The 26,058-nt window shown below is 53.9% G+C and carries 18 protein-coding genes, 5 tRNA genes, 3 rRNA genes and 2 pseudogenes; 8 read left to right on the top strand and 20 right to left on the bottom strand.

Annotated elements, in window-relative coordinates:
• Positions 1 to 125 precede the first annotated feature (125 nt).
• Together H3L94_RS00290 and mltB are read left to right on the top strand one after the other, a co-directional pair.
• Positions 126 to 488, top strand: a complete 363-nt coding sequence (locus H3L94_RS00290; protein ID WP_182122193.1) for a hypothetical protein — start codon at positions 126 to 128, stop codon at positions 486 to 488.
• 247 nt (positions 489 to 735) lie between these two features.
• Positions 736 to 1,818: a lytic murein transglycosylase B gene (mltB, locus tag H3L94_RS00285; RefSeq protein ID WP_182122192.1), complete on the top strand. Its 1,083-nt coding sequence runs from the start codon at positions 736 to 738 to the stop codon at positions 1,816 to 1,818.
• Positions 1,819 to 1,936: 118 nt separating this feature from the next.
• Here mltB and H3L94_RS00280 read toward each other — a convergent pair whose 3' ends face one another.
• The 4 genes and pseudogenes from H3L94_RS00280 to H3L94_RS00265 form a co-directional block, all read right to left on the bottom strand.
• The gene (locus H3L94_RS00280) at positions 1,937 to 2,527 is read right to left on the bottom strand and encodes a uracil-DNA glycosylase family protein (RefSeq protein ID WP_182122191.1); all 591 of its coding nucleotides are present in this window, start codon (positions 2,525 to 2,527) and stop codon (positions 1,937 to 1,939) included.
• 161 nt (positions 2,528 to 2,688) lie between these two features.
• Positions 2,689 to 3,650: pseudogene (locus tag H3L94_RS00275) on the bottom strand (virulence RhuM family protein).
• A 27-nt stretch (positions 3,651 to 3,677) separates the two neighbouring features.
• On the bottom strand, positions 3,678 to 4,574 hold the full coding sequence (locus tag H3L94_RS00270; protein WP_182122190.1) for a COG2958 family protein: 897 nt from the start codon (positions 4,572 to 4,574) through the stop codon (positions 3,678 to 3,680).
• Between the two features lie 33 nt (positions 4,575 to 4,607).
• Entirely contained in the window at positions 4,608 to 6,926 is a 2,319-nt protein-coding gene (locus H3L94_RS00265) for a Tex family protein (protein ID WP_182122189.1), read from the bottom strand.
• Between the two features lie 139 nt (positions 6,927 to 7,065).
• On the opposite strand from H3L94_RS00265, the gene H3L94_RS00260 reads away from it, so the two are divergent.
• The 3 genes from H3L94_RS00260 (at position 7,066) to H3L94_RS00250 (ending at position 10,633) form a co-directional block, all read left to right on the top strand.
• Positions 7,066 to 7,542 carry a MaoC/PaaZ C-terminal domain-containing protein gene (locus tag H3L94_RS00260; RefSeq protein WP_182122188.1) on the top strand — a complete coding sequence of 159 codons (477 nt, stop codon included), beginning with the start codon at positions 7,066 to 7,068 and terminating at the stop codon, positions 7,540 to 7,542.
• Between the two features lie 254 nt (positions 7,543 to 7,796).
• Complete coding sequence (locus H3L94_RS00255; protein ID WP_182122187.1) at positions 7,797 to 9,563, top strand: Na/Pi cotransporter family protein; 1,767 nt, start codon at positions 7,797 to 7,799, stop codon at positions 9,561 to 9,563.
• A 509-nt stretch (positions 9,564 to 10,072) separates the two neighbouring features.
• Positions 10,073 to 10,633 carry a TMEM165/GDT1 family protein gene (locus tag H3L94_RS00250; protein WP_182122186.1) on the top strand — a complete coding sequence of 187 codons (561 nt, stop codon included), beginning with the start codon at positions 10,073 to 10,075 and terminating at the stop codon, positions 10,631 to 10,633.
• A gap of 50 nt (positions 10,634 to 10,683) precedes the next feature.
• Here the strand turns inward: H3L94_RS00250 and H3L94_RS00245 are convergent.
• The 3 genes from H3L94_RS00245 to H3L94_RS00235 all read right to left on the bottom strand — a co-directional run bounded on the left by H3L94_RS00245 (position 10,684) and on the right by H3L94_RS00235 (position 10,978).
• Positions 10,684 to 10,760: transfer RNA gene (locus H3L94_RS00245), tRNA-His, on the bottom strand.
• 23 nt (positions 10,761 to 10,783) lie between these two features.
• A tRNA-Arg gene (locus H3L94_RS00240) sits at positions 10,784 to 10,860 on the bottom strand.
• Between the two features lie 40 nt (positions 10,861 to 10,900).
• Positions 10,901 to 10,978: transfer RNA gene (locus H3L94_RS00235), tRNA-Pro, on the bottom strand.
• Between the two features lie 298 nt (positions 10,979 to 11,276).
• On the opposite strand from H3L94_RS00235, the gene folD reads away from it, so the two are divergent.
• Together folD and H3L94_RS00225 are read left to right on the top strand one after the other, a co-directional pair.
• A complete protein-coding gene (folD, locus tag H3L94_RS00230) occupies positions 11,277 to 12,128 on the top strand; it encodes a bifunctional methylenetetrahydrofolate dehydrogenase/methenyltetrahydrofolate cyclohydrolase FolD (protein ID WP_182123069.1) in 852 nt (283 codons plus the stop codon).
• 229 nt (positions 12,129 to 12,357) lie between these two features.
• Positions 12,358 to 13,248, top strand: a pseudogene (locus H3L94_RS00225) (IS256 family transposase, variant Zn-binding type); the annotation flags it as partial.
• 466 nt (positions 13,249 to 13,714) lie between these two features.
• Here H3L94_RS00225 and rrf read toward each other — a convergent pair.
• From rrf to H3L94_RS00195, 6 genes are all read right to left on the bottom strand, one after another.
• A 5S ribosomal RNA gene (gene rrf / locus H3L94_RS00220) occupies positions 13,715 to 13,827 on the bottom strand.
• Between the two features lie 183 nt (positions 13,828 to 14,010).
• Positions 14,011 to 16,975, bottom strand: a 23S ribosomal RNA gene (locus H3L94_RS00215).
• Positions 16,976 to 17,308: 333 nt separating this feature from the next.
• A tRNA-Ala gene (locus H3L94_RS00210) sits at positions 17,309 to 17,384 on the bottom strand.
• A 7-nt stretch (positions 17,385 to 17,391) separates the two neighbouring features.
• Positions 17,392 to 17,468 (bottom strand) — tRNA-Ile (locus H3L94_RS00205).
• A gap of 100 nt (positions 17,469 to 17,568) precedes the next feature.
• A 16S ribosomal RNA gene (locus tag H3L94_RS00200) occupies positions 17,569 to 19,109 on the bottom strand.
• The 16S, 23S and 5S rRNA genes sit together here with 2 tRNA genes alongside, the layout of an rRNA operon.
• Before the next feature lie 385 nt (positions 19,110 to 19,494).
• Positions 19,495 to 20,439: a class I SAM-dependent methyltransferase gene (locus H3L94_RS00195; RefSeq protein WP_182122185.1), complete on the bottom strand. Its 945-nt coding sequence runs from the start codon at positions 20,437 to 20,439 to the stop codon at positions 19,495 to 19,497.
• Between the two features lie 418 nt (positions 20,440 to 20,857).
• On the opposite strand from H3L94_RS00195, the gene H3L94_RS00190 reads away from it, so the two are divergent.
• Positions 20,858 to 22,192, top strand: a complete 1,335-nt coding sequence (locus H3L94_RS00190; protein WP_182122184.1) for a DEAD/DEAH box helicase — start codon at positions 20,858 to 20,860, stop codon at positions 22,190 to 22,192.
• 201 nt (positions 22,193 to 22,393) lie between these two features.
• Here the strand turns inward: H3L94_RS00190 and H3L94_RS00185 are convergent, their stop codons facing one another.
• The 7 genes from H3L94_RS00185 to H3L94_RS00155 form a co-directional block, all read right to left on the bottom strand.
• Entirely contained in the window at positions 22,394 to 22,768 is a 375-nt protein-coding gene (locus H3L94_RS00185) for a PepSY domain-containing protein (protein WP_182122183.1), read from the bottom strand.
• Positions 22,769 to 22,857: 89 nt separating this feature from the next.
• Positions 22,858 to 23,211, bottom strand: coding sequence for a YgiW/YdeI family stress tolerance OB fold protein (locus tag H3L94_RS00180; protein ID WP_009120070.1), 354 nt, complete (start codon positions 23,209 to 23,211; stop codon positions 22,858 to 22,860).
• A 365-nt stretch (positions 23,212 to 23,576) separates the two neighbouring features.
• The gene (gene rplI, locus H3L94_RS00175; protein WP_182122182.1) at positions 23,577 to 24,029 is read right to left on the bottom strand and encodes a 50S ribosomal protein L9; all 453 of its coding nucleotides are present in this window, start codon (positions 24,027 to 24,029) and stop codon (positions 23,577 to 23,579) included.
• Between the two features lie 18 nt (positions 24,030 to 24,047).
• Positions 24,048 to 24,278 (bottom strand): 30S ribosomal protein S18, encoded by a 231-nt coding sequence (rpsR, locus tag H3L94_RS00170; RefSeq protein ID WP_009120066.1) that lies wholly within the window; start codon positions 24,276 to 24,278, stop codon positions 24,048 to 24,050.
• A 6-nt stretch (positions 24,279 to 24,284) separates the two neighbouring features.
• Positions 24,285 to 24,581: a primosomal replication protein N gene (gene priB, locus H3L94_RS00165; RefSeq protein ID WP_182122181.1), complete on the bottom strand. Its 297-nt coding sequence runs from the start codon at positions 24,579 to 24,581 to the stop codon at positions 24,285 to 24,287.
• Position 24,582: 1 nt separating this feature from the next.
• Positions 24,583 to 24,963, bottom strand: a complete 381-nt coding sequence (gene rpsF / locus H3L94_RS00160) for a 30S ribosomal protein S6 (protein ID WP_009120064.1) — start codon at positions 24,961 to 24,963, stop codon at positions 24,583 to 24,585.
• 117 nt (positions 24,964 to 25,080) lie between these two features.
• Positions 25,081 to 25,977 (bottom strand): DMT family transporter, encoded by an 897-nt coding sequence (locus tag H3L94_RS00155; RefSeq protein ID WP_182122180.1) that lies wholly within the window; start codon positions 25,975 to 25,977, stop codon positions 25,081 to 25,083.
• Positions 25,978 to 26,058 lie beyond the last annotated feature (81 nt).

Here is a 26,058-nt window from a genome sequence, read left to right as displayed (position 1 = left end):
AACCCCTTCTTTGCAAACTTTATAACAATTTATAAGCCGACCTGCTGGATATTAACGTGCGATGCAGGCACCATCGCGCCCCTTGATTTTCCGCCCTATCCAACAAAACAAAAAGGACAAACGAAATGAAAAAAGTATGCCTCAGCCTGTTGCTGGCCGCCGGTCTTGCCGCCCCGGCCCTGACGCTGGCGGATAACGGCCAAGATACCGCCGCCCGTCTGCTGTATTTGGAGCAGCGGGTGGAAGAGCTGAGCCGCCGCGTGCTGACTCTGGAGCAGCAAAACCGCCAGCAACAGCACATCATCATCGAAAACCGACGCCAAACCCCCACCACTTACGCCTGCAGCGTATCGGTGTTCGGCAAAACTTACGAGGCCTTGGACCAAAACGAAGGCGTGGCCCGCCACAAAGTACGCCAAGCCTGCGGTACCCAGCAAAACGCCATGTTTTGCACCAACCGCGACATCAAATGCCAAGCCTACCGCTAAGCCGTCTGTAATCGTGCGGCCGCCGACCGCATGGTGCCAGGCTACCTGAAACGCTTTCAGGTAGCCTTTGTATTGGCAGGCTGTTACACTGCCGCCAGTTTCCCGCCGCCGTACCCGCCGGCACCAAATCGCCTAATCACGCTTAGCGCACGACTCCCGCAGCCGGCGGCGAGCCAAACATTCGCCCGTTTCGGCAGTACCCATGACCCAGGTGCCCACAACGGGCTTTCCCATTTCGGAGCTTCTCATGAAAACAAAAACCGTCTTGCTGCTGAGTGCGGCCGTGTTGGCCCTGACTGCCTGCCGCAGCCAGCAGGCCAGCGATCCGGTCGTATCCGCCCGCCCGGCGCCCGCCACACCGGCGAAACCGCCCGCCTTCGATCCCAACGCCGCACCGGTTGCCCAAACCGGCTTTCCGCAAAACGCTAATGTGCAGCAATTCATCCGCCATCAGGCCAGCCACGGCCGCTACAGCGAAGCCGAACTGCAGCAGTTTTTCGAGCGCGCGCAATACAAGGGCAACATCATCAGCATCATGAACCGCCCCGGCACGTCCCGCCCGTGGTACGAGTTCCGCCGCGGCAACGCCGGCAGCGGCAAAATCAACGGCGGCCGCCGCTTCTACCAGCAAAACCGCCAAGTCATCGACCAAGTGGCCCGCGAATACGGCGTGCCGGCCGAAATCATCGTGGCCATCATCGGCATCGAAACCAACTACGGCAGCAATATGGGCAGCTTCCGCCTGGCCGATTCCCTGCCCACCTTGGGCTTTGATTACCCGCGCCGCGCAGAGTTTTTCCAAAAAGAGCTGGGCGAATTCCTACTGATGGCCAAAGAAGAAGGGCGCGATCCCTTCAGCTTTATGGGCAGCTACGCGGGCGCCATGGGCATGCCGCAGTTTATGCCTTCCAGCTACCGCAAATGGGCGGTGGACTACGACCGCGACGGCCAGCGCAATATCTGGGGCAGCGTGCCCGACGTGGCCGCCTCGGTGGCCAACTACATGAAAGCCCACGGCTGGCAGACTGGCGGCCGCGTGATGGTGCCCGTGTCGCTGGCCGAAACCACCCCGCAGCTTTTGGCGCTGATTGAAGAAAAAACCGCACTCAATTACACCGTCGGCCAGCTGCGCCAAATGGGCGTGGTGCCGCTGGAAGCCGTGGCCGACCATGAAAAAGCCGTGCTCTTCCGCTTGGAAGTCGCTCCCGAGCGCTTCGAGTATTACATCGGCCTGAACAATTTCTACAGCATTTGGCAATACAACCACAGCCGCCTCTACGTGAGCGCCGTGCGCGATATTGCCAACGGCATCGGCCAAGGTGGCCTGTAAACCGCTGCTGCAGATAAGGCAAGGGCTACCTGAAAGCGTTTCAGGTAGCCCTTTATCATTTGCTGCGGCCAAAGCGGTGCTGATTTTGCTGTGTCGGCAAGCGGCGTGACGTCAGCGCTCACAACAAACCGATTTCCGCAAAAAACCGCCCGTAAACCGCCGCCTTTTTCTCCAAAGCCAAAGGGTAAGCCCGCGAAGACGAAGGCATCCGGTAGAGCCGTAAAGAGCGCCCCGCATACTCCGCCTCCGAAAAACCGCCGATTGGCGGCTTGGCCGTGCCCGGCGGCAGCAAAGACAGCAATGTCTCCGTGGCTTTATCGCCGGTGCTCATCAGCGTTTGGCATTGCGGCATCTGCGCCAGCAAACCCGCCAAATCCACCGGCGCCACAATCTGCAAAAACTTGTCCGACGCATTGCCCTGCAAGCGAATCACCCGATATGCGGCATCGCTGATGGCAATGCCGCGCTGCGCCAAAAACGCCCGCAACAGCACTTCTTTAAACGCCTTGCCACCTGCTTCGACAAAATAATCCTTGTCTTGGAAAAACACCAAACCGAACAGCCGCCACATATCGTTTTGAAAGTTGGGATAATAAAAATCCATCTTCCAACGCGAGCGCGGCGGCGGAAAGGAGCCGAGCATCAGCAGTTTGGCGTTGGCGGGAACGAAGGGCGGCAGCGGGTGGGTTTCGATGGCGGTTGCAGTCATGGCGGAGGTCAGCGGCGATGAGGGTGTTTCAGGTAGCCTGTGGGTGATGCGCTTGGGGTGGGCGCGAGGGAAGGGAAAAAAACATATGCCTTAGATTAACTTTTTGACTTTTCAGAAGCATATTTTTGCAGGCTCAATAATTCGGCAATATCCACTACTCCCTACTGCTCCTTAATTTGCCGTTGCGCGGCCATATAGCGCTCATACTCGGCTTCTGCTTTAGCATCGGCCTGTTTCCTGCTGATCTTACCCGAACCTTGCAGCACTTCGCGCTCGTTAAATTCTAAAAACTGGTTCAACTTTATCTCCCAGTCTTTTAAAAAAATCTGTTTCTTGCGCTGAGCCTGATCTTCGGCAAAATCCAGCCACATGGTGACGATGCGGTTTAACTGGCTGATTTCTTTTTCGTTTAAATAGTTTTTGGCCGTTTTAATATCTTTTTTACGAACCACACCATCGGTAATATGCGTTAAGCCCATCAACGGCTTGGACGCATCCGCTCGCCGATAAACCAGCTCAGCAGCGGTATGCTCGGTCACTGCAAAATGCAGTTTATTTTGAATGGTTTTGAAAAATTGCGTGGTTTCTTGAAAACTGGGCTGATAATCCCCCGCCAGCGCAAAAATCTCACGCACGCGCAGATACACCCGTTTTCGCTGGCGCGGATATCGCGGATGCGCTCCAGCAATTCATCAAAATGATCCGGTGCGGGGATGGTACCGACCGGTGGATTTTTCAGGCGTTCGTCATCCAGCACAAAGCCCTTTTGCAGATACTCGCCCAAAGTACGCGTCGCCCATTGGCGGAATTGTGTCCCGCGCGAAGAGCGCACACGATAGCCGACAGCGATAATCATCGGCAGGGAATAGTGTTTTAACTGCCGTTTGACCTCGCGCCCGCCCTCCGTTTGAACTTGTAAGTATTCCTTACAAGTTGCCGTTTCATCGATTTCAAGCTCTTGATAAATGGCTTTGATGTGTTGGGTAATCGATTGCGGCCTTACTTGGTACAGCTCCGCCATTTCCGCCTGCGTCAACCAAAGCTGCGCGCCCAATTCGCGTAACACAAATTGGGAAAGACCGTCTGAAGTGGTGTAGAGGATGAGTGTGTTGTCGGTCGTCATGTATTTTTCCTTTTATAGACGGCCTCATCATTGATTCCAATTGTTTTCAACGATTTTTCCCGATTGAAAATAAATGGCCACATACTCAATAAATGTTTGGAAATCGGTATTTTGTTCCACAATGCGATTGACCGACTGCCAGTCAATTTGTTCTTTGCGCTTGGCGGGCAGCCAAATCTCGCTGTCGTTCCATTCTTGGGTGTTCAAAATGATCACGCCAATGCCGTGCAAGGCTGACAAAATGCGCAGTTCCTGTTCGGTATGTTCACCGACAATTGCGGTGGTGACCAGATATCCCTCGTTGGCCCAACCAGAATTACTGACTGCCTGAAAAAAGCTTTCCCGCACATTACTGCCATTGAGCTCCCGCTTCACTTCAAACGACCACAACAGCACATGTTGCCCCGCGCCCGATTGGGCGCATTGGCGCACGTCGTGCTGCCATGCTTTATCCAATGCCTGCATTGCAACAATATCCGGATGCAGCCAATGATTGCCTCTGCTGCCACGATTGTTTTTGGAGCGTTTTTCGTCAATTCGCAAACCGTATAAACCTAAATTGGAGGACAAAAAACGCATCATCAAAGGATACAGGTCTTGCTCCGAGGCGGCATAGGCGGATTCATCCACGACCAATCCATTATCTTGTTGGTGGCTTGGATCAAACCAAAACAAACGCGGGCGTGGTTTGTCCTGCATACGGATGGCGGGACATAATTTCAGTACGGAACTTTTGTGTGAACCGATTTCTGAGACGACTTGTTGGATAAATGCTTTTTCATCGGCAAATTTAGATTTTTTATTTTGATAGTCATGCGGATATTGTTCCGTAATGGCTTGGGCAATTTGGCGTGCCGTGAATTTCCGTAGCGGATTGGCTTGTAAAAATTCAACGATTTTCTGAGGCTGGCTGGATTTTCCCATCTGGAGCACCTTGGCAATATCGTATTGGTGAAATTACTTTTTCAACTTCGCAAACGCATCGGCCATGGCGGTATTGCCCATTGGTTTTTCCTGCCGTTGGTATTGCGGGCCACCTGAACGGCGCTTGCCGTGCCCGTTTTCAGGTAGCCTGCCGTTTCTTCCAGAAGCGTTACCTGCTTCATCATCCAAGCGCATGGTTAGGGCGATGCGTTTGCGGGCGGCATCGACTTCCAGCACTTTCACTTTAACTACGTCGCCGGCTTTGACGACTTCGCGCGGGTCTTGGACGAACCGATTCGACAAGGCGGAGATGTGGACGAGACCGTCTTGGTGGACGCCGATATCGACGAATGCGCCGAAGTTGGCTACGTTGCTCACTACGCCTTCCAAAATCATGCCGACTTGTAAATCGCTGATTTCGTTGATGCCTTCGGCAAAGGTGGCCGTCTGAAATTCGCCGCGCGGGTCGCGGCCGGGTTTTTCGAGTTCGGCGAGGATGTCCATGATGGTGGGCAGGCCGAATTGCTCGGTGGTGTAGCTGGCGGGCTTGATTTGTTTGATTTTTTCGCGGTTGCCGATGAGATCGGCGGCTTTGATATGCAGGTCGTCGAGCATTTTGGCGACGACAGGGTAAGCCTCGGGGTGGACGGCGGATGCGTCCAGCGGTTCTTTGCCGCCGTTGATGCGCAAGAAGCCGGCGGCCTGCTCGTAGATTTTTTCGCCGAGGCGCGGTACTTTGAGGAGTTTTTTGCGGCTGTCGAATGCGCCGTTTTCGTCGCGGTAAGCAACGATGTTTTGTGCGAGTGTGCTGTTGAGGCCGGAAATGCGTGCCAGCAGAGGGACGGAGGCGGTGTTCACGTCCACACCGACGGCGTTCACGCAGTCTTCCACTACGGCATCCAGTGATTTGGCGAGTTGGCTTTGGTTGACATCGTGCTGGTATTGGCCGACGCCGATGGATTTGGGGTCGATTTTTACCAATTCGGCCAGCGGGTCTTGCAGGCGGCGGGCGATGGAGACGGCTCCGCGCAGGGAAACGTCTAACTCGGGAAATTCTTTGGCGGCCAACTCCGAAGCGGAATAAACGGATGCGCCGGCTTCGGAGACGACGATTTTATGCAGCCCCATTTTCCCTTCGGGACTTCCTGCGGTCGCAGCAAGCCTTTTGATTAATTCGCCGGCGAGTTTGTCGGTTTCGCGGCTGGCGGTGCCGTTGCCGATGGCAATCAGTTTTACGCCGTGTTGTTTGATCAGGCGGGCAAGGGTGGCTAAAGCGTTGTTTTCTTGGTGCAGATAGACGACGGCGGTGTCGAGCAGCTTGCCGGTGTCGTCCACCACGGCGGTTTTGATGCCGGTGCGGTAGCCGGGGTCGAGGCCGAGGGTGGGCAGGCGGCCGGCGGGGGCGGCCAAGAGCAGGTCTTTGAGGTTGCGGGCGAACACGGTAATGGCGTCGGTGTCGGCGGCTTCTTTCAAGCGGCCTAAGGCTTCAAGCTCCAGCGAGAGGAAGATTTTGGCGCGCCAGGTAAGGCGCACAGTGTCGCGTAACCACCGATCGGCGGGGCGGCCTTGATCGGTGATGCCGAAATGTTTGACGATGATTTTTTCGTATTCGCTCTGCTCGGTAATCGGGGTTTCGTCGGGCTGGTATTTGAGGGCGACTTGCAGCACGCCTTCGTTGCGGCCGCGCAATACGGCCAGCGCGCGGTGGCTGGGCATGTTGCGGACGGGTTCGCGGTGGTCAAAATAGTCTTTGAATTTTTCGCCGGCCTCTTCTTGTCCGGCAAGCACTTGGGCATGGATTTCGGCTTCGTTCCACAGTTTTTCGCGCAAGTTGCCGAGCAGTTCGGCATCTTCGGCGAACTGTTCCATCAGAATGGCGCGTGCGCCGTCGAGCGCGGCTTTGGTGTCGGGTACTTGTTCGTTCAGGTAGCCTTCGGCGGCGGTTTCGGGCTGTTCAGACGGCGTTTGTAACAATAATTCCGCCAAAGGCTGCAAACCGTTTTCGCGGGCGATTTGAGCTTTGGTGCGGCGTTTGGGTTTGTAGGGAAGGTAGAGGTCTTCAAGCGCGGTTTTGTTGTCGGCCGCTTCGATAGCCGTCTGAAGCTCGGGCGTGAGTTTGCCTTGTTCTTCAATGCTTTTTAACACGGTTTGCTTGCGATCGGCCAATTCGCGCAGGTATTGCAGACGCTCGGCAAGGTGGCGCAGTTGGGTGTCGTCCAGTCCGCCGGTTACTTCTTTGCGGTAGCGGGCGATAAAGGGCACGGTGGCGCCGTCGTCGAGCAGTTCGACGGCGGCTTGGATTTGGGCGGCGGTGGCGTTTAATTCGGTGGCGAGGGTGGCAATGATGTTCATGGTGTTTGCTTGATTCAGAAATAAGGGTGGATTATAGCCTTAAACGGTAGGCTACCTGAAAGCCGCCATACTTGCCGAACCGCCGGCTTTGCGGCAACATTCGAGGCCTTGTCTTCCCAACTTTCATCAGGAGCGTACCATGAGCGACATCATCAGCAATTTTACGTTTGACGAACTGACCATCGGCCAAAGCTACAGCCAGAGCCGCACGGTAAGCGAGGAAGATGTGGTGCTGTATGCGGCGGTTTCCCACGATACCAATCCGGCGCATTTGGACGCCGAATACGCCGCCGGTACCATGTTTAAAAAGCCGATTGCGCACGGTATGTTTACCGCCGGCCTGATTTCCGCCGTCATCGGTACCCGCTTCCCCGGCATGGGCACGATTTATCTGGGCCAGGATCTGCAGTTCCGCCGGCCGGTGTACATCGGCGACACCTTAACCGTCACCCTGACCGTGGTGTCGCGTGACGAAGAAAAAAAACGGGTGGCGCTGGAAACCGTGGTGGTCAACCAAAACGGCGACAAAATCCTCACCGGCCAGGCCAATGTGCTGCCTTCCCAAGAAAAAATCAGCCGCGCCGTGATTGCGGTGCCGGCAGTGAAGATTGTTTGATGCCGTAGCAGGCTGCCATGGGTAGGATGGCGGCCTGCCTCCCGCAGGCTACCTGAAAGCAGGATGCTGATTGCAGCAGGGCTTTCAGGTAGCCTTTTTGTTTTGTGGCCCGGCAGTGCGGTTTGAAAGCCATTGCGGGCAGGGATGTGCTGTCTAGGTAAGACGCTCAAGACAGGCTATAATCCAACGCGTTCTGTCATCTTTCTGTCATATTTGCCGACAGAACGGCCCGTTCCCACTCTCCCTGTATCGCTATGAAAAAACTGCCTTTAAAAACCCTGTTTTCGCTTGTGTTGCTGGCCGTTTTGGCCGCTTCTTTCTGGTACAGCACCGCTTGGCTGAAGCTCTGCTACGGCTTGGCTTTGTTTTTGTTCGGCATGCAGTGTATTGAGGAGGGCTTGCACAATGCCGCCGGCGGCACCCTGGAGCGTTTGATGGCCAAAAGCACGGCCACGGCGGGCAAGGGTTTGCTGTTCGGCATCGGCGCCACCTTTGTGCTGCAGTCCAGCACCTTGGTGTCTTTGCTCACCATCGCCTTCCTCAGCACGGGCCTGATTACCTTGGCCGGCGGCATTGCGATTATTTTGGGCACCAACCTCGGCGCCACCAGCGGCATTTGGCTGTTGGCGCTGGCCGGACAGAGCATCAGCTTGAGCCCGATAGCGGTGCCGATGCTGGTATTCGGCATTTTGGCCAGTTTTTTCAACAATAAAAGCAAAGCGGTCGGCCGGGTGCTGGTGGGCATTTCGCTGATTTTCTTAGGCATTGATGCGATTAAAGACGGCTTTCAGGCCTTGGGCGGGCAAGTGGATTTTGCGTCGCTGCGTTTCAACGGCGTGGCCGAAATTGCGATTTTCTGCGGCATCGGCCTCTTGCTGACCATTGTGTTGCAGTCTTCGCACGCCACGCTGATTCTGACCTTGGCAGCCTTGGCCGGCGGGCAGATCAGCGTGACGCAGGGTTTTGCGATTGCCATCGGCTCGAATGTGGGCAGCAGCGTATCGACCGCATTCGTGGGCATGCTCGGCAGCGACCGCAGCGGCCAGCGTTTGGCTTTGGCACATTTGGTGTTTAACGTGGTGACCGCCGTGCTGTCTTTGATTCTGTGGTGGCCGTTGAGCCGGTTGGTCATCGGTTTGGCCGATTGGACAGGCATGGGCAATCTGCTGCAGCTGGCTTTGTTCCACACACTATTTAACGGCTTGGGTTTGGCCGTTTTCTGGAAGCTGCAGCAGCGCTTGGCCGACAAACTGCTGCAATGGCTACCTGAAAAGGCGGAAACCAGCCTGTTACCGGAAAACAGCACACCGGTGCGGGCACGCTACCTGAACGACAATATGCTGCGTTCGGGCGATACCGCCGTGCGGGCAGTGTTTCAAGAAGTGGGCCACTTGAATACCTTGGGTACAGAGGTGATTTGCCATGTGCTCTTTATTCCGGTTGAACACCTGTACAAGGAAGAAGAAGAGGAATTGCCGCCGCCCCAAGCGCCGCTGCATCTGAACGCTCAGGCGTATTACGAAAGCCAAATCAAACCGCTGTACAGCGAATTATTGGATTTCACGGGTAAGACCGATATCGAAGGCGACAGCCAGCAGCAACGGTTGGCCACTGCACACGAAGCGGCTTGGCAAATAGTGGAAATCGTCAAAGAGAGCAAACACCTGCAAAAAAATATGCAGCAGTATCTGCAACAACCCGATGCGCCTGTGTTCAAAGACTATCTCCGCCTGCGCAAGCATTTATTCAAAACCCTGCGCCTGTTTCGGGAAATCAATGCCCTCCCCTTGCAGTCGGCGCAGCGCAGTGAGCGCATGGCGCAACTGGAAGCGCATACGGCCAGCCTGGAAACATTCCGCGCCCGTGTGTTGGTCAAGCTGCGCAGCGGCAAGCTAGGCGGCTGGCAAACCTCTTCTTTAATGAACGACATCAACTATGCGCGGCGCATCGGGCAGGGCATTGTAGAAATCTTGCAAATTTTGGAAGCGGCGGAACAACAGCGGCAGGCAGTCAGCATCTAGGCCATGTGAGGCGTTTTGCCGACCAACAATCGGTCCGAATACAGCACCGTTTAGGGTGTGCGGCCGTTTGGCTGGCTTAGCGGTTTGGGGACGGTAAAGCCCCGTATGCTAAGCAGAGCGTGCGGCAAGATTGGACACCTTGCGAACTTTCCGTTATCCCGAGCGGGCGACGCCGCAGACGGGGGCGTTTTACCGCAAACAACCACCATCATGCCAACTGACAACACGCCCTAAAACAGCAACATCGGCTTTTGCAGCGAACGTATTGAGAAATCATCCATACACCGCGACGCTTGCAGAGAAGAAGCAGGGTCTCTATAATCGGCCCCACTTCTTGAGGGAGTAGTCGTCCGGGCTGTTTCAGGTAGCCCGGAGCCCTAATCAACAGATTTGCCCAATCGGGCATGGTTACGGCGTCCCCGGCGGGATTGATGAGACTTAAGACGGCAATGCCCCTTGGCGGGCGGATTTTGCCGTCTTTTTGTTTGATCGCCCGCCAGGTAATGAGTATGGATGCCTTTTTTTCTTCCACCGTGCTGGTGGCCTTAGCCGAAATTGGCGACAAAACCCAATTGCTGGCCTTATTCTTGGCCGCCCGTTTCCGACAAAAATATGCGATCAGTGCCGGCATCTTCGCCGCCACCCTACTAAACCACGCCTTATCCGCTTGGATCGGCGTTTGGCTGGCCGCCCGCTTTTCGCCAACCGCATTGTCTTGGCTGGTGGGGGGGAACTTTCTTGCGGTTGGTTTATGGCTGCTGCGGCCAGACAAAGACGACAGCCAAGACAGCCCGATGATGAAATACGGTGCGTTTTTTGCCACCTTTATTCTGTTTTTTCTGGCCGAAATCGGCGACAAAACCCAATTGGCCACCGTATTTCTTGCCGCCCGCTATCAGGAAATGTGGGCGGTACTCGTTGGCAGCACCTTAGGCCTGATGTTGGCCAATGTGCCGGTCGTTTATCTAGGGGCCCGTCTGCTCAACCGGATGCCCACTCGAATCGTACGCCTGAGCGCCTGTGCGCTGTTTTGTGCCATGGGGCTGTGGACGGTTTGGCAGAATTATTAGCAGCACACAAAGCAAAAGCCCGAATGCTTAAAGCATTCGGGCTGAATATTTGGGGTGGCTGATGGGATTCGAACCCACGACAACCGGAATCACAATCCGGGACTCTAACCAGCTGAGCTACAGCCACCACATTAAAAACTTTTCGACGCTTGGCACGCCCGACAGGAATCGAACCTGTAACCGCCCGCTTAGAAGGCGGGTGCTCTATCCGGTTGAGCTACGGGCGCTCTACCTTAACTTCCTGTCGCAACCAATGTCGGGTTACTTTGGTCGGGGCGGTGGGATTCGAACTCACGACCCTCTGCTCCCAAAGCAGATGCGCTAACCAGGCTGCGCTACGCCCCGACGAGAAGCGGGAATATACCCGCTCCCTACCCAAAGGTCAAGCACTTTGCGCCAAATCGCCCTCACTTTAGCTTAACCCTATGCTTTTTTATTCAAAAATAAGTAAGGCTGCCTTTCGAAAAGCGTGAATCATGTTTCTAAATAAACTGGACTCTATTTCAAGATGAAAAAACCGGCGGAAAATGAGACAATGCCGCCCTTTATTTCAAATACGGGTTTGAGCAAACATAGTCCATTGATGACCTTTGCTTCCCGCACCTCCCGCGATTTTATTGTTCATTTCAGAGGAAACCATTTGATGAGCGCCCAGCTGATTGACGGCAAAGCCGTATCCGAACAGCGTTTGCAATATGTTGCCGAGCAAGTGGCCAATCGTCTAGCCAAAGGCCTAAGGGCCCCTTGCTTGGCTGTAGTATTGGTCGGCGACGACCCTGCAAGCGCGGTTTATGTACGTAACAAAAAATTGGCTTGTGAAAAGGTGGCTTTTACGTCACGCAGCCATGAACTGCCTGCCAGCACTACCCAAGAAGCGCTATTGAAACTGATTGATGAATTGAATGCCGATGCAGAGGTTGATGGCATTCTGGTCCAATTGCCCTTGCCCGCACACATAGACAGCCAATCGGTGATTGAACGCATTCTCCCGCACAAAGATGTGGATGGCTTCCACCCATACAATGTTGGCCGTTTAGCGGTGAAAATGCCATTAATGCGTCCTTGCACCCCCAAAGGCGTTATGACCCTGCTGGACGCCTACGGCATCGACCCCAAAGGCAAAAAAACCGTTATCGTCGGCGCCTCCAATATTGTTGGCCGCCCTCAAGCACTGGAAATGCTTCTGGCCCGAGCCACGGTAACCGTCTGCCATAGTGCGACACAAGATCTGGCTGCCGAAGTAGGGCAAGCAGATATTTTGGTCGTGGGCGTCGGCATCCCGAATTTTATTCCCGGCGAATGGATCAAACCGGGAGCAGTAGTGATTGATGTGGGCATTAACCGATTGGATGATGGCCGTTTGTGCGGAGATGTGGCCTTTGAAGCTGCCCGCAAACGTGCTGCCATGATTACACCTGTTCCCGGAGGCGTCGGTCCGATGACCATTGCCACCCTATTAGAAAACACCTTAGATGCCACAATGATGCACGATTGAACTGCTGACAGTTAAAGCAAAGATTATCTGCAGCATTTTTCAGGTAGCCCTGAAGCGTTTACAAAACACTCTTCTCTTTCCACAGCCGAAATCCGAATGCAGGATTTCGGCTGTTTTTAATACGTAAAATCCGGCTTAATGGACATTTGGGTTGGTAAAAACCGCTGTAATCCTTAGCATACAAGGCTTTCAGCGGTTTTTTGCCAATGTTTGTTAAAAATGCCCGTTTTGCCATCAAAACACCCTTATCAAATACGGAAGAAAAAACGGTAGGCAAAGATATAAATGTTCTGCCTGCAACAAATTTCTCCCGGTCTCAAAGACACTCGACAATGACTGTCTTTTGTATGAGTACATCCACCTCAAACAAACTTATGCCCAACTGGCCCATCGGCACCGTTGCAGCTTAAAAACCATACAGCGCCGCCTCAAACAAGCCAGCCTGCATCGGCCGCCGCCGCCCCATCCGGTTGCCAACATCATCATGGACACAACCTACTTCGGCAGAGCTTTCGGCGTCATGGTGTTTATGAACAGCCTCAACGGCCAAGTGCTGCACAAGCAGTATGTGGCAAAAGAAAGTACCGTACTCTATGAACAAGGGTTAAAGGCTATTCTCAATAAAGGCATTGCCATTCAAAGCATCACTGCCGACGGCTTCAAAGGATTGAGCACACTGTATCCCGACATTCCTTTCCAACTCTGTCAATTTCACCAACAGCAAACCGTCCGCCGCTATCTGACCCGCCGTCCAAAGTCGGACGCAGGCAGAGAGCCGAAAGAGTTGGCTGACAGTTTGTTTGGCTACAGCAAAGCCGACTTTGAGAGTGAGCTGTTTTTATGGCATGCAAGACATCGCGACTATTTGAACGAACTCAGCTACAGCATAGACGGACACCAAAAGTGGTACACCCACAAAAGATTGAGAAGTGCTTACCACAGTCTGAGGCGCAACCTGAGCTATTTATTCACGTATCAACAAAATCAAAAACTGATGATACCGAACACCACCAACCGCTTAGAAGGGAAATTTGGCGAATTGAAGACCAAAATACGCTGCCATGCCGGGATGAGTATGGAATCTAAAAGACTGTTTATAGATAATTTCTTTGGAGTTTAGGAAGCAAAAAAGAGCTCAAAAACCAACCTAAATGTCCATTAGAAGCTAAGTTCTCTAAAAACCAACCCAAATGTCCATTAAGCCGAAAATCCCTTATTTTTCCTGACTGCAACCTGAGACCTTTGTAAAATCTGTAAAACAGACAAACCACATACCAGAAAGCTAAGCGAACAAGCCGTTTATAGAGAATGAAGCTACAGGCAAGATGCGCTGCCGATAGCGGTGTTTTGCAAAAGATTTCCAGCCCACAGTGACACACTCGTACCGAGTTGGCATTTCTTTCACGGCGTTGGGGCTACCTGAAAGATTCAAGCTGATTAGGGATTCCGGCATAATCGCTTGCCGGCACCCTGGCCGCCCAATTGCCTGCACCCTTCCCCTCAAACAAGCACAATCAATCCTTTACTGTCCCGTTACGTCCGCACAAGTAAAAGCCCCCTGATATTCAGGGGGCTTTAGTAATGGGGTTTGGCGGTGACCTACTTTCACACGGGTATCCGTACTATCATCGGCGCTGAGTCGTTTCACGGTCCTGTTCGGGATGGGAAGGCGTGGGACCAACTCGCTATGGCCGCCAAACATAAACTGTCAAATTGGTAAGCCGTTATGAAGCGCTGCTTCACTTATTTATTGTTTAATCAACGGTGCGATGATGTGTCATCAAGTCTTATGTAAGCTTTTATCTTTTTATTACTTTGATTCGTGATGTTGGATATCGGTTTGCCGATATCCGATGTCCGAATCCAAAGTTCTTCAAATGATAGAGTCAAGCCTCACGAGCAATTAGTATCGGTTAGCTTCACGCATTGCTGCGCTTCCACACCCGACCTATCAACGTCCTGGTCTAGAACGACTCTTCAGGAGGGTCAAGCCCTCAGGGAAGTCTCATCTTCAGGCGAGTTTCGCGCTTAGATGCTTTCAGCGCTTATCTCTTCCGAACTTAGCTACCCGGCGATGCGACTGGCGTCACAACCGGTACACCAGAGGTTCGTCCACTCCGGTCCTCTCGTACTAGGAGCAGCCCCCGTCAAACTTCCAACGCCCACTGCAGATAGGGACCAAACTGTCTCACGACGTTTTAAACCCAGCTCACGTACCACTTTAAATGGCGAACAGCCATACCCTTGGGACCGACTACAGCCCCAGGATGTGATGAGCCGACATCGAGGTGCCAAACTCCGCCGTCGATATGAACTCTTGGGCGGAATCAGCCTGTTATCCCCGGAGTACCTTTTATCCGTTGAGCGATGGCCCTTCCATACAGAACCACCGGATCACTATGTCCTGCTTTCGCACCTGCTCGACTTGTCGGTCTCGCAGTTAAGCTACCTTTTGCCATTGCACTATCAGTCCGATTTCCGACCGGACCTAGGTAACCTTCGAACTCCTCCGTTACTCTTTGGGAGGAGACCGCCCCAGTCAAACTGCCTACCATGCACGGTCCCCGATCCGGATTACGGACCTGGGTTAGAACCTCAAAGACACCAGGGTGGTATTTCAAGGACGGCTCCACAGAAACTGGCGTCTCTGCTTCTAAGCCTCCCACCTATCCTACACAAGTGCCTTCAAAGTCCAATGCAAAGCTACAGTAAAGGTTCACGGGGTCTTTCCGTCTAGCAGCGGGGAGATTGCATCTTCACAACCATTTCAACTTCGCTGAGTCTCGGGAGGAGACAGTGTGGCCATCGTTACGCCATTCGTGCGGGTCGGAACTTACCCGACAAGGAATTTCGCTACCTTAGGACCGTTATAGTTACGGCCGCCGTTTACTGGGGCTTCGATCCGATGCTTGCACATCTTCAATTAACCTTCCAGCACCGGGCAGGCGTCACACCCTATACGTCCACTTTCGTGTTAGCAGAGTGCTGTGTTTTTAATAAACAGTCGCAGCCACCGATTCTCTGCGACCCTCCAAAGCTTACGCAGCAAGTGCTTCACCTCAGAGGGCATACCTTCTCCCGAAGTTACGGTATCAATTTGCCGAGTTCCTTCTCCCGAGTTCTCTCAAGCGCCTTAGAATTCTCATCCTGCCCACCTGTGTCGGTTTGCGGTACGGTTCTGATTCAACTGAAGCTTAGTGGCTTTTCCTGGAAGCGTGGTATCAGTTACTTCTTGTCCGTAGACAATCGTCATCACTTCTCGGTGTTATGAAGACCCGGATTTGCCTAAGTCTTCCACCTACCGGCTTAAACAAGCTATTCCAACAGCTTGCTAACCTAACCTTCTCCGTCCCCACATCGCATTGAATCAAAGTACGGGAATATTAACCCGTTTCCCATCGACTACGCATTTCTGCCTCGCCTTAGGGGCCGACTCACCCTACGCCGATGAACGTTGCGTAGGAAACCTTGGGCTTTCGGCGAGCGGGCTTTTCACCCGCTTTATCGCTACTCATGTCAACATTCGCACTTCTGATACCTCCAGCACACCTTACGATGCACCTTCTCAGGCCTACAGAACGCTCCCCTACCATGCGCGCTTCATTAAATAAACTCCACTTTAATAAATGCTTTCCGTCGCTTCGCTCCGGCAAGCTATCTGAATTCATTTAATGAAGCGCGCATCCGCAGCTTCGGTTACAGATTTGAGCCCCGTTACATCTTCCGCGCAGGACGACTCGACCAGTGAGCTATTACGCTTTCTTTAAATGATGGCTGCTTCTAAGCCAACATCCTGGCTGTCTGGGCCTTCCCACTTCGTTTACCACTTAATCTGTCATTTGGGACCTTAGCTGGCGGTCTGGGTTGTTTCCCTCTTGACAACGGACGTTAGCACCCGCTGTCTGTCTCCCATGATTGCACTTTCCGGTATTCTTAGTTTGCCATGGGTTGGTAAGTCGCAATGACCCCCTAGCCATAACAGTGCTTTACCCCCGGAAGTGATACATGAGGCACTACCTAAATAGTTTTCGGGGAGAACCAGCTATCTCCGAGTTTGTTTAGCCTTTCACCCCTATCCACAGCTCATCCCCGCATTTTGCAACATGCGTGGGTTCGGACCTCCAGTACCTGTTACGGCACCTTCATCCTGGCCATGGATAGATCACTCGGTTTCGGGTCTACACCCAGCAACTGATCGCCCTATTAAGACTCGGTTTCCCTGCGCCTCCCCTATCCGGTTAAGCTCGCTACTGAATGTAAGTCGTTGACCCATTATACAAAAGGTACGCAGTCACCCCATTAAGAGGCTCCCACTGTTTGTATGCATCAGGTTTCAGGTTCTATTTCACTCCCCTCCCGGGGTTCTTTTCGCCTTTCCCTCACGGTACTGGTTCACTATCGGTCGATGATGAGTATTTAGCCTTGGAGGATGGTCCCCCCATCTTCAGACAGGATTTCACGTGTCCCGCCCTACTTGTCGTATACCTAGTACCACTGCTGGAATTTCGAATACGGGGCTATCACCCACTATGGCGGACGTTTCCAAGTCCTTCTTCTATCCCAACAGCTATCGTATACAGGCTCCTCCGCGTTCGCTCGCCACTACTTGCGGAATCTCGGTTGATTTCTTTTCCTCCGGGTACTTAGATGGTTCAGTTCTCCGGGTTCGCTTCGCTTATCCTATGTATTCAGATAAGGATACCGTACAGAATACGGTGGGTTTCCCCATTCGGACATCACCGGATCATAGCTCTATTGCCAGCTCCCCGATGCTTTTCGCAGGCTTACACGTCCTTCGTCGCCTATCATCGCCAAGGCATCCACCTGATGCACTTATTCACTTGACTCTATCATTTGAAGAACCTGCTGACTTCGCTAAACCTTCCGTTGACAAGTCGGTTTAACTTAGGCTCTCTACTTTGATAAAGCTTACTGCTTGTTGTGTGTTCGTCTGTGCCTTTTGCACTCACAGACAAACGATACAATCATCACCCAAATTACTGTGGTCTCACCCTTGCCTTTGCAGGCTGCCTGAAGACAAATGAATCGCTTCGGGCGGGTAAAACCAACATTGTCTTTGTTTGTTGATTTCGGCTTTCCAATTTGTTAAAGATCAATGCAACTTTTAATCGCAAATAAAAACCAGCTCTTCAAACTCGTTTTTATTTGCCATCAGCTTTTGGTGGAGGCAAACGGGATCGAACCGATGACCCCCTGCTTGCAAAGCAGGTGCTCTACCAACTGAGCTATGCCCCCAATCTCTTGGTGGGTCTGGCAGGACTTGAACCTGCGACCCCACGCTTATCAAGCGTGTGCTCTAACCAGCTGAGCTACAAACCCAGATTACTCCAACTTCGTCGGGTTCCCCCAACCAGTTTCGCATCTCTAATTCACAGTTTACCGATAAGTGTGAATGCACCAAGCCCCGTCTTTTCTCTAGAAAGGAGGTGATCCAGCCGCAGGTTCCCCTACGGCTACCTTGTTACGACTTCACCCCAGTCATGAAGCATACCGTGGTAAGCGGGCTCCTTGCGGTTACCCTACCTACTTCTGGTATCCCCCACTCCCATGGTGTGACGGGCGGTGTGTACAAGACCCGGGAACGTATTCACCGCAGTATGCTGACCTGCGATTACTAGCGATTCCGACTTCATGCACTCGAGTTGCAGAGTGCAATCCGGACTACGATCGGTTTTTTGGGATTGGCTCCACCTCGCGGCTTGGCTACCCTCTGTACCGACCATTGTATGACGTGTGAAGCCCTGGTCATAAGGGCCATGAGGACTTGACGTCATCCCCACCTTCCTCCGGTTTGTCACCGGCAGTCTCATTAGAGTGCCCAACTAAATGATGGCAACTAATGACAAGGGTTGCGCTCGTTGCGGGACTTAACCCAACATCTCACGACACGAGCTGACGACAGCCATGCAGCACCTGTGTTACGGCTCCCGAAGGCACTCCTCCGTCTCTGGAGGATTCCGTACATGTCAAGACCAGGTAAGGTTCTTCGCGTTGCATCGAATTAATCCACATCATCCACCGCTTGTGCGGGTCCCCGTCAATTCCTTTGAGTTTTAATCTTGCGACCGTACTCCCCAGGCGGTCAATTTCACGCGTTAGCTACGCTACTAAGGTGTCATGCACCCCAACAGCTAATTGACATCGTTTAGGGCGTGGACTACCAGGGTATCTAATCCTGTTTGCTACCCACGCTTTCGAGCATGAACGTCAGTATTATCCCAGGGGGCTGCCTTCGCCATCGGTATTCCTCCACATCTCTACGCATTTCACTGCTACACGTGGAATTCTACCCCCCTCTGACATACTCTAGCCTGCCAGTTCAGAACGCAGTTCCCAGGTTGAGCCCGGGGATTTCACATCCTGCTTAACAAACCGTCTGCGCTCGCTTTACGCCCAGTAATTCCGATTAACGCTCGCACCCTACGTATTACCGCGGCTGCTGGCACGTAGTTAGCCGGTGCTTATTCTTCAGGTACCGTCATCACTCCAGGGTATTAACCCAAAGCTTTTCTTCCCTGACAAAAGTCCTTTACAACCCGAAGGCCTTCTTCAGACACGCGGCATGGCTGGATCAGGCTTGCGCCCATTGTCCAAAATTCCCCACTGCTGCCTCCCGTAGGAGTCTGGGCCGTGTCTCAGTCCCAGTGTGGCGGATCATCCTCTCAGACCCGCTACTGATCGTCGCCTTGGTAGGCCTTTACCCCACCAACTAGCTAATCAGACATCGGCCGCTCGAATAGCGCGAGGTCCGAAGATCCCCCGCTTTCCTTCTCAAAGCGTATGCGGTATTAGCCATCCTTTCGGACAGTTATCCCCCACTACTCGGTACGTTCCGATGCGTTACTCACCCGTTCGCCACTCGCCACCCAAGAAGCAAGCTTCTCTGTGCTGCCGTCCGACTTGCATGTGTAAAGCATGCCGCCAGCGTTCAATCTGAGCCAGGATCAAACTCTTATGTTCAATCTCTAACTTAATAACTTCTGGTCTGCTTCAAAGAAACCAACACAATGTAGTTAATCTACATCTTGTCTGTTTTTGTCGCAGTGTGAGGCTCAATGCACTCACACTTATCGGTAATCTGTACTGTTAAAGAGCAAAATTTTTGCTGCCGAAGCAGCGAAGAAGGCGAACTATACGCCCCCAGCCAAACACAGTCAACCACAAATCACAAAAAAATCCCACCCAATCCATCACCACCATGAATAACAAGGAAATTTTGTCAGACAATAAAATCACCAACACCAAAATGAACCCAAATCAAACTGCCCAACCTGAATACAGGCTACCTGAAAAGTTTCAGGTAGCCTGTTGCGCCCGCTTCAATCAATACCGTTCAACACCGCTGTCAACGGTGCCGTATTTGCCAGCACTGGTGAATTTTCTTATTGCGGAAGTCATCAGGCACGGAAGATTTCGATACATCCCGAACCTGATAACGCTCCATAATGGCTTGCTCCAAAACAAAGCTGCGCAGATTATTGGAAAAATAGAGGCAGCCTGCTGGTGCCAACAATTGCATTGCCCCGTTGATCAAAGCCGCTTGGTCGCGCTGGACATCCAAAATATCGAGCATTTTTTTGCTGTTGGAGAAACTGGGCGGATCCATCACAATCAAATCGAAGCATTTTTGCTCGGCGGCGGCCTGCTCCAAATAACGAAATACGTCGGCGCGGATAATCTGATGACGACGCTCATCGATGCCGTTTAAGGCAAAGTTGCGCTTGGCCCAGTCCAAATAGGTATTCGACAAATCAACGGTTTCGCTGCTTGCCGCGCCACCGGTAGCGGCATAAACGCTGAAGCTGCCGGTATAGGCAAACAGGTTGAGGAAGCGTTTGCCGGCGGCTTCTTCGCCGACTCGGCGGCGGGTGTTACGGTGATCGAGAAAGAGGCCGGTATCCAGATATTTATCGAGATTCACCCAAAACGCCCGCCCGTTTTCGTGAATCACAAAATCCTCTCCCTCGGCACCCGTTTTTTCATACTGCTGCAAACCTTTCTGGCGGGCCCGTCTTTTCAGATGGATATGCTGCGGCGGGAAGCCGGTGACAAACGATACCGCCTCCACCACCTCGGCCAGCCAGGCTTCATACTCATCGGGCGGCAGCAGCCAGCCGGTGTCGTATTCCTGCAGGTGCACCTGATCGCCGTAAATATCGACCGCAAACGGATATTGCGGAATATCGCGGTCATACAGCCGCCACGCTTCGATTTGCTGGCGGCGCGCCCATTTGAGCAAGTGTTTGGCATTTTTGCCCAAGCGGTTGGCGAAAGCGGAGATATCGTTCATAACAGGCTACCTGAAAAAGAAGGCCGTCATTGTAGCGGACAATCCGGCCGCTCACCGAACCGCCTTACCCCAACCATAGCCACCATCTCGACGTTTTCAGGTAGCCTTCGATTCCATCACAATAAATTTCAAACACTTGCTTGACGGCTTGGCAACGCATCTATATGATGCGCGCTCTTTTTCACTTTGAAGCCATCGTCTTCAGCCAGCCGGCTGTTTCTCATCAGCCGTTTTGCCTTGAGCAGATTCCATCCTGCCCGCCGAACGGGCAGTCTCGATTGAAGGTTGTCGCCGATGCCACCCCAAGCCGGACGGCTTGCGACAAGTCTTTACCGTAACTTCCGTTACCGCCTCCCCAGCTTCACGGCTGCCCTGTCTGCACACGGGCAGAAAGCCTTGTTGTCCTTTTTGGAAACACATGACCATTAAATTCAGCGATTTACTGCACGATAAAAACCTACTCTCCGCCCTGCGCAGCGCCGGCTACGAAGAACCCACCCCGATTCAGGTACAAGCCCTGCCCGCCGCACTGGAAGGCAAAGACATCATGGCCTCGGCCCAAACCGGCTCCGGCAAAACCGCCGCCTTCCTGCTGCCCTCGCTGCAACGCATCACCAAACGCAGCGAAAAACCCGGCAAAGGCCCCCGCATCCTGGTGCTCACCCCCACCCGCGAGCTGGCCGCGCAGGTGGAAAAAAACGCGCAAACCTACGCCCAAAACATGAAATGGCTGCGCACCGTCACCCTGGTGGGCGGCTCTTCTTTCGGCTTCCAAATCAAAGCCCTCAGCCGCCCGGTTGACGTCATCGTGGCCACCCCCGGCCGCCTGATGGACCACATGCGCAGCGGCCGCATCGATTTCGACCGCCTGGAAGTGTTGGTCTTGGACGAGGCCGACCGCATGCTCGACATGGGCTTCATCGACGACATCGAAACCATTGTCGCCGCCACCCCGGCCGAACGCCAAACCCTACTGTTTTCCGCCACCTGGGATGGCGCAGTAGGCAAACTGGCACGCAAGCTGACCCGCAACCCCGAAGTGATTGAGGTGGCGCGCGTGGACGACCAAGGCAAAATCGACGAACAACTGCTCTACTGCGACGACAAAAACCACAAAAACCGCCTGCTCGACCACATCCTGCGCGATGCCAACATCGACCAATGCGTGATTTTCACCGCCACCAAAGCCATGAGCGAGCAACTGGCCGACGAGCTGTACGACAAAGGCTTCGCCGCCAACTGCCTGCACGGCGACATGCCGCAGGGCTGGCGCAACCGCACCCTGATGGACTTGCGCAAAGGCCGCATCAAAATCTTGGTGGCCACCGACGTGGCCGCCCGCGGCATCGACGTGCCCACCATCACCCACGTCATCAACTACGACCTGCCCAAACAGGCCGAAGATTATGTGCACCGCATCGGCCGCACCGGCCGCGCTGGTCGCCACGGCTTGGCGCTCAGCTTTGCCGAAGTCAACGAATATGTGATGGTGCACAAAATCCAGAAATACATTAACCGCACCCTGCCCGAAGTGGTGATCGAAGGCATGGAACCCACCCGCAAACGCAACAAAAATGCCGCCGACAAGCCCAACAACAAAGGCAGAGGCGGCTGGGGCGGCAAAAGCGGCCACGGCGACAAGAAATGGGGCGCCAAAAAAAGCGGCAGTTTCAAAAAAGACGGCTTTAAATCCGGCAATGGCAAGTCCGGCGGCATGAAAGAGCGCCGCAAACCGACCGCCCACAGCCGCTGAGCCTAGACAGCATCAATTCTTGGGGCTACCTGAATATTTGGCTTCTTCAAATAATGAAAGCGCCGTTTTCAGGTAGCCTTGAACGGCCATACAGCATTACCAAACTTCGAAGGTATCAGAAGCCACCCAAATCAGAATTGCCAATGCGGCAGCATTATCTAGACCACATTGGCATTCATTTGTTGGCCAAAGCCGACCGGCTCAATCATCGCGGTCGCGGCGGGAAGACAGCACCCGCCCGCTACGCGCATCCACCCAAACCTCGTATTTGCGGCCGTTCGCCGCACGGATGTCCACCTCGTAAACCTGTCGGCCGTTTTTACGGGTTAAATCCACATCGCCGACCCGACCACGGATACGGCGCAAAGCGGCATTGGTGGCGCGGTTTGCCGAGATTATCCGTGTCTCGGCACGGCCTTGGCGGCGGGAAATTGTTCGACGGTCATCATCATCGTCATCACGGTCATAAACCCGGGCAGGGCGGTGGCGGTCGTCGTCATCGTCGTCTGCATGCGCCGGCAGAGCGACGGCCAACATCAGTGCGGGCAACAGGCACCAGGCTTTTTTCCATTTCATAAATCAGTCCTTATTCACCCTGAAAAGAGGTGGAACGCACGGAGTAATGAAACAGGCTACCTGAAACTAACCGGCAGCCTGCAAGCAAACTATTGGATTTTCACCACCGATTTCACATCGACTTCGGTACCGTTCCAATCCTGATCGATTTCCGCAGTCAAGCGAACCCTGTCACGAGGCGTAACGTTCACGCCGCGCCATACATCGTCGTCGATTTCAACTTCGATGCTGCCGCTGGCATCACGGAAAATATAATGTTCGCGACGCACTTGCTTTTCAATGCGGCCTTCCAACACCACGTAGCTGTCATCCGGCAGGTTTTTCAAGGCCGCCACGCGGCTGACACTGGCGCTGTTTGCCTCGGCAGTGCCGTGCTCTGAAAAACCCGCTGCCGCGGTAGCGGAAACGGCCAACAACATACTGATCAAAATTGCATTTTTCATCAACTCATCCTCATCTAACCATGAATAAAAGAGAAATCGGCCGCCCTGCCGATAAGGGGCAAGGCTTTTTGCCAACACGGTGCATGATACCCTTTGCAACTTAGGCAAAAATTAGGCCGATCAAATATTGGATTAATATTGGGTTAAATCAGGTAAGCATGACCACCGCCGTTTCCTACCGGCTGTTCGATGGTCTTCAATTTGCCGCAGCCGGCCTGATACAGTAGAAGCCTTGATGGGCGCTATTTTAAACCGGCCGCCATGCTCTAAAGGTCTGACACTAACGGATGGGCGCGGCACATAAAAAAAGGCTACCTGAAAATTTTCAGGTAGCCTTTTTGTGTGCGTCTCAGTCACGCAGGCGCTTATTCGGCAGCCGGCACCACGGATACGGTAATGTTGGCCACGGCATCGGAATGCAGCGCCACTTCCACTTCGTATTCGCCTACGGCTTTCAGCGGGCCGTCGGGCAGGCGTACGTTGGCTTTGGCGGCTTCCACGCCGAAAGCGCAAATGGCCTCGGCGATGTCGGCATTGGTTACAGAACCGAACAGGCGGCCGTCCACGCCGGCTTTTTGCGCCACGGTAATGGTTTGGCCGTCCAGCTTGGCCTGACGGACTTGGGCGTCAGCCAGGATTTCGGCTTGACGGGCTTCCAGTTCGGCGCGGCGGGCTTGGAAGTCGGCCAAAGCGGCTTCGGTAGCGCGTTTGGCTTTACCTTGCGGAATCAGGAAGTTGCGGGCATAGCCGTTTTTCACGGTTACCACGTCACCCAGATTGCCCAAACCGCCGATTTTTTCTAACAGAATGATTTGCATGTTGAAACTCTCCGTTGATTATTTGTGTTGGTCGGTGTACGGCAGCAGGGCGAGGAAACGGGCGCGTTTCACGGCCACAGACAGCTGGCGTTGGTAGTGGGCTTTGGTGCCGGTGATGCGGGCGGGGATGATTTTGCCGTTTTCAGCGATGAATTCTTTCAACAGATCAACGGATTTGTAATCAACTTGTTTGATGCCTTCTGCAGTGAAACGGCAGAATTTTCTACGTTTGAATGATTGACGAGCCATGTCGTTTTAACCTTTATATTCGTGAATCGTTTGTATGTGCAATATCGGACGGCGGTATTTTTGGCTGTAGGCGCTGAGAAAACCGCTGACTGCTATGCTGCAGCCGGTCCGGGACTGCCAGACGGCCGCCTCGGCTCCGATCAGTTTGGCCTGTATTTCGAAACGGGCCAAGTAGCGCTCTCCGGCGTCTTGCTGCCAGGATTCGTGCTCCAACAGCAAATCCAGCACGGGGGTGCCGGCAGGGGTGTAACGCAGGGTATCGGCGGCTTTGATGCGGGCGTTCAGGCGGAGGATGTTTTCCAAATTACGCTTCGGCAGCCGGAGTTTCTTCGGCTGCGGCTTGGCCGCTCAGCAGGTTTTTGGACTTCTCTTCTTTCATCATCGGAGAAGCTTCGGTGACTGCGGCGTCCATTTTAACGGTCAGGTGGCGCAGTACGGCATCGTTGAAGCGGAAGCCGGTTTCCAGCTCTTCCACCACGGCGGGCGTGCATTCGATGTTCATCAGCACATAGTGGGCTTTGTGGATTTTGTTGATGGGGTAGGCCAGTTGGCGGCGGCCCCAGTCTTCCAGACGGTGGATGTTGCCGCCGCCGTCGGTTACCAGTGATTTGTAGCGCTCAACCATGGCGGGCACTTGCTCGCTTTGATCCGGATGAACGATAAACACGATCTCGTAATGGCGCATGTTTTCTCCTTACGGCTGTAAAGCCTTTTGCCATGCGAATGCAAAAGGCAAGGGTTGAAAAGGGCGGGATTTTAAAGGAAAGCCGTTTGGGCGGCAAGTGCTTGGGCCGGCAAAGATTCAGTTGTCGCGTTTTGCCGACGGCACCCGCCCGCCCCAGGCATTAGCCGAACTGACCCCGATGATCAGGGCCACGCCGACGTATTGCCAGAGATTCAAGCTTTCGTGCAGCCACCAGGCGGCCAGCGCCACCGCGGTGAGCGGCTCGATCACCGTGAACACGGAGGCACGGGCGGCCGGCATCTTCTCCAAGCCTTTGATATAGAGCGCATACGGCAACAGGGTGCCGATCACCGCCAAAGCCGCCACCGCCAGCCAGGCCGACGGCGCACCCGCCAACAGGCGCTGCCAGGCCTGGTGGGTATCTGGCAGAAAGGCCATGGCCACGGCGCTGATGAACACCGAAGTGAACAACACCAGCATGGGCGGATTGCGGCCCATGGCGCGTTTGCCGAGCACGCCGTAAAGCGCATAGCAGACGCCGGACATCAGGCCCAAGCCGATACCGAACCAATTGACCTGGCCGATGCCGGCCATGGTGAGGCCTACCCCACAGGCGGCCAGCACGGTGAGCGCAGCGGAGCGGCGGGTAATCCCCTCGCCCAGCAGGATGCGGGCAAAAATCAGGCTCCACACGGGCGCGGTGTACAGCAGCGCCACCGCCAGCGAACTGCCCACCGCGGCCACGGCGCCGAAGTAAAACACCGTCATGCCGAACATGCCGAGCATGGATTGCCAAAACAAGGCGGGCAGCTGGCGGAAACTGAGCCGTTTCAAATAACGGGCGAACCAGGGCAGCAACACCAGCAGCAAAACCGCAGCAGATGTCACGCGCAGGGAGGCGGCTTCCATGCCGCTGAAGCCCTGCCGGTTGAGAAACGTGCCCAACACGCCCAAGCAGCCCCAGCAGACGGCGGCGATGATGATTTGGCACATGCCCAGTATTTGCGGATTCATGGTTTCAGGTAGCCTTTATTCAGCGTGTATGGGTGTGGATGGCAAACGGTGGGATGGTGGCGGCGTTTGCCGATATTCTTT

This window comes from Neisseria shayeganii, assembly GCF_014054965.1.
GTDB classification, from domain to species: Bacteria; Pseudomonadota; Gammaproteobacteria; order Burkholderiales; family Neisseriaceae; genus Eikenella; species Eikenella shayeganii.
The sequence above is the reverse complement of the archived record's forward strand: the minus strand, read 5'-3'. Positions and strand labels throughout refer to the sequence as shown.

What these genes read in the sequence shown, in the direction of transcription:
- H3L94_RS00290 (WP_182122193.1), top strand. Translation starts at nt 126, where the DNA reads ATGAAAAAAGTATGCCTCAGCCTGTTGCTGGCCGCCGGTCTTGCCGCC.
- mltB (WP_182122192.1), top strand. Translation starts at nt 736, where the DNA reads ATGAAAACAAAAACCGTCTTGCTGCTGAGTGCGGCCGTGTTGGCCCTG.
- H3L94_RS00280 (WP_182122191.1), bottom strand. Translation starts at nt 2,527, where the DNA reads ATGACTGCAACCGCCATCGAAACCCACCCGCTGCCGCCCTTCGTTCCC.
- H3L94_RS00270 (WP_182122190.1), bottom strand. Translation starts at nt 4,574, where the DNA reads ATGGGAAAATCCAGCCAGCCTCAGAAAATCGTTGAATTTTTACAAGCC.
- H3L94_RS00265 (WP_182122189.1), bottom strand. Translation starts at nt 6,926, where the DNA reads ATGAACATCATTGCCACCCTCGCCACCGAATTAAACGCCACCGCCGCC.
- H3L94_RS00260 (WP_182122188.1), top strand. Translation starts at nt 7,066, where the DNA reads ATGAGCGACATCATCAGCAATTTTACGTTTGACGAACTGACCATCGGC.
- H3L94_RS00255 (WP_182122187.1), top strand. Translation starts at nt 7,797, where the DNA reads ATGAAAAAACTGCCTTTAAAAACCCTGTTTTCGCTTGTGTTGCTGGCC.
- H3L94_RS00250 (WP_182122186.1), top strand. Translation starts at nt 10,073, where the DNA reads ATGGATGCCTTTTTTTCTTCCACCGTGCTGGTGGCCTTAGCCGAAATT.
- folD (WP_182123069.1), top strand. Translation starts at nt 11,277, where the DNA reads ATGAGCGCCCAGCTGATTGACGGCAAAGCCGTATCCGAACAGCGTTTG.
- H3L94_RS00195 (WP_182122185.1), bottom strand. Translation starts at nt 20,439, where the DNA reads ATGAACGATATCTCCGCTTTCGCCAACCGCTTGGGCAAAAATGCCAAA.
- H3L94_RS00190 (WP_182122184.1), top strand. Translation starts at nt 20,858, where the DNA reads ATGACCATTAAATTCAGCGATTTACTGCACGATAAAAACCTACTCTCC.
- H3L94_RS00185 (WP_182122183.1), bottom strand. Translation starts at nt 22,768, where the DNA reads ATGAAATGGAAAAAAGCCTGGTGCCTGTTGCCCGCACTGATGTTGGCC.
- H3L94_RS00180 (WP_009120070.1), bottom strand. Translation starts at nt 23,211, where the DNA reads ATGAAAAATGCAATTTTGATCAGTATGTTGTTGGCCGTTTCCGCTACC.
- rplI (WP_182122182.1), bottom strand. Translation starts at nt 24,029, where the DNA reads ATGCAAATCATTCTGTTAGAAAAAATCGGCGGTTTGGGCAATCTGGGT.
- rpsR (WP_009120066.1), bottom strand. Translation starts at nt 24,278, where the DNA reads ATGGCTCGTCAATCATTCAAACGTAGAAAATTCTGCCGTTTCACTGCA.
- rpsF (WP_009120064.1), bottom strand. Translation starts at nt 24,963, where the DNA reads ATGCGCCATTACGAGATCGTGTTTATCGTTCATCCGGATCAAAGCGAG.
- H3L94_RS00155 (WP_182122180.1), bottom strand. Translation starts at nt 25,977, where the DNA reads ATGAATCCGCAAATACTGGGCATGTGCCAAATCATCATCGCCGCCGTC.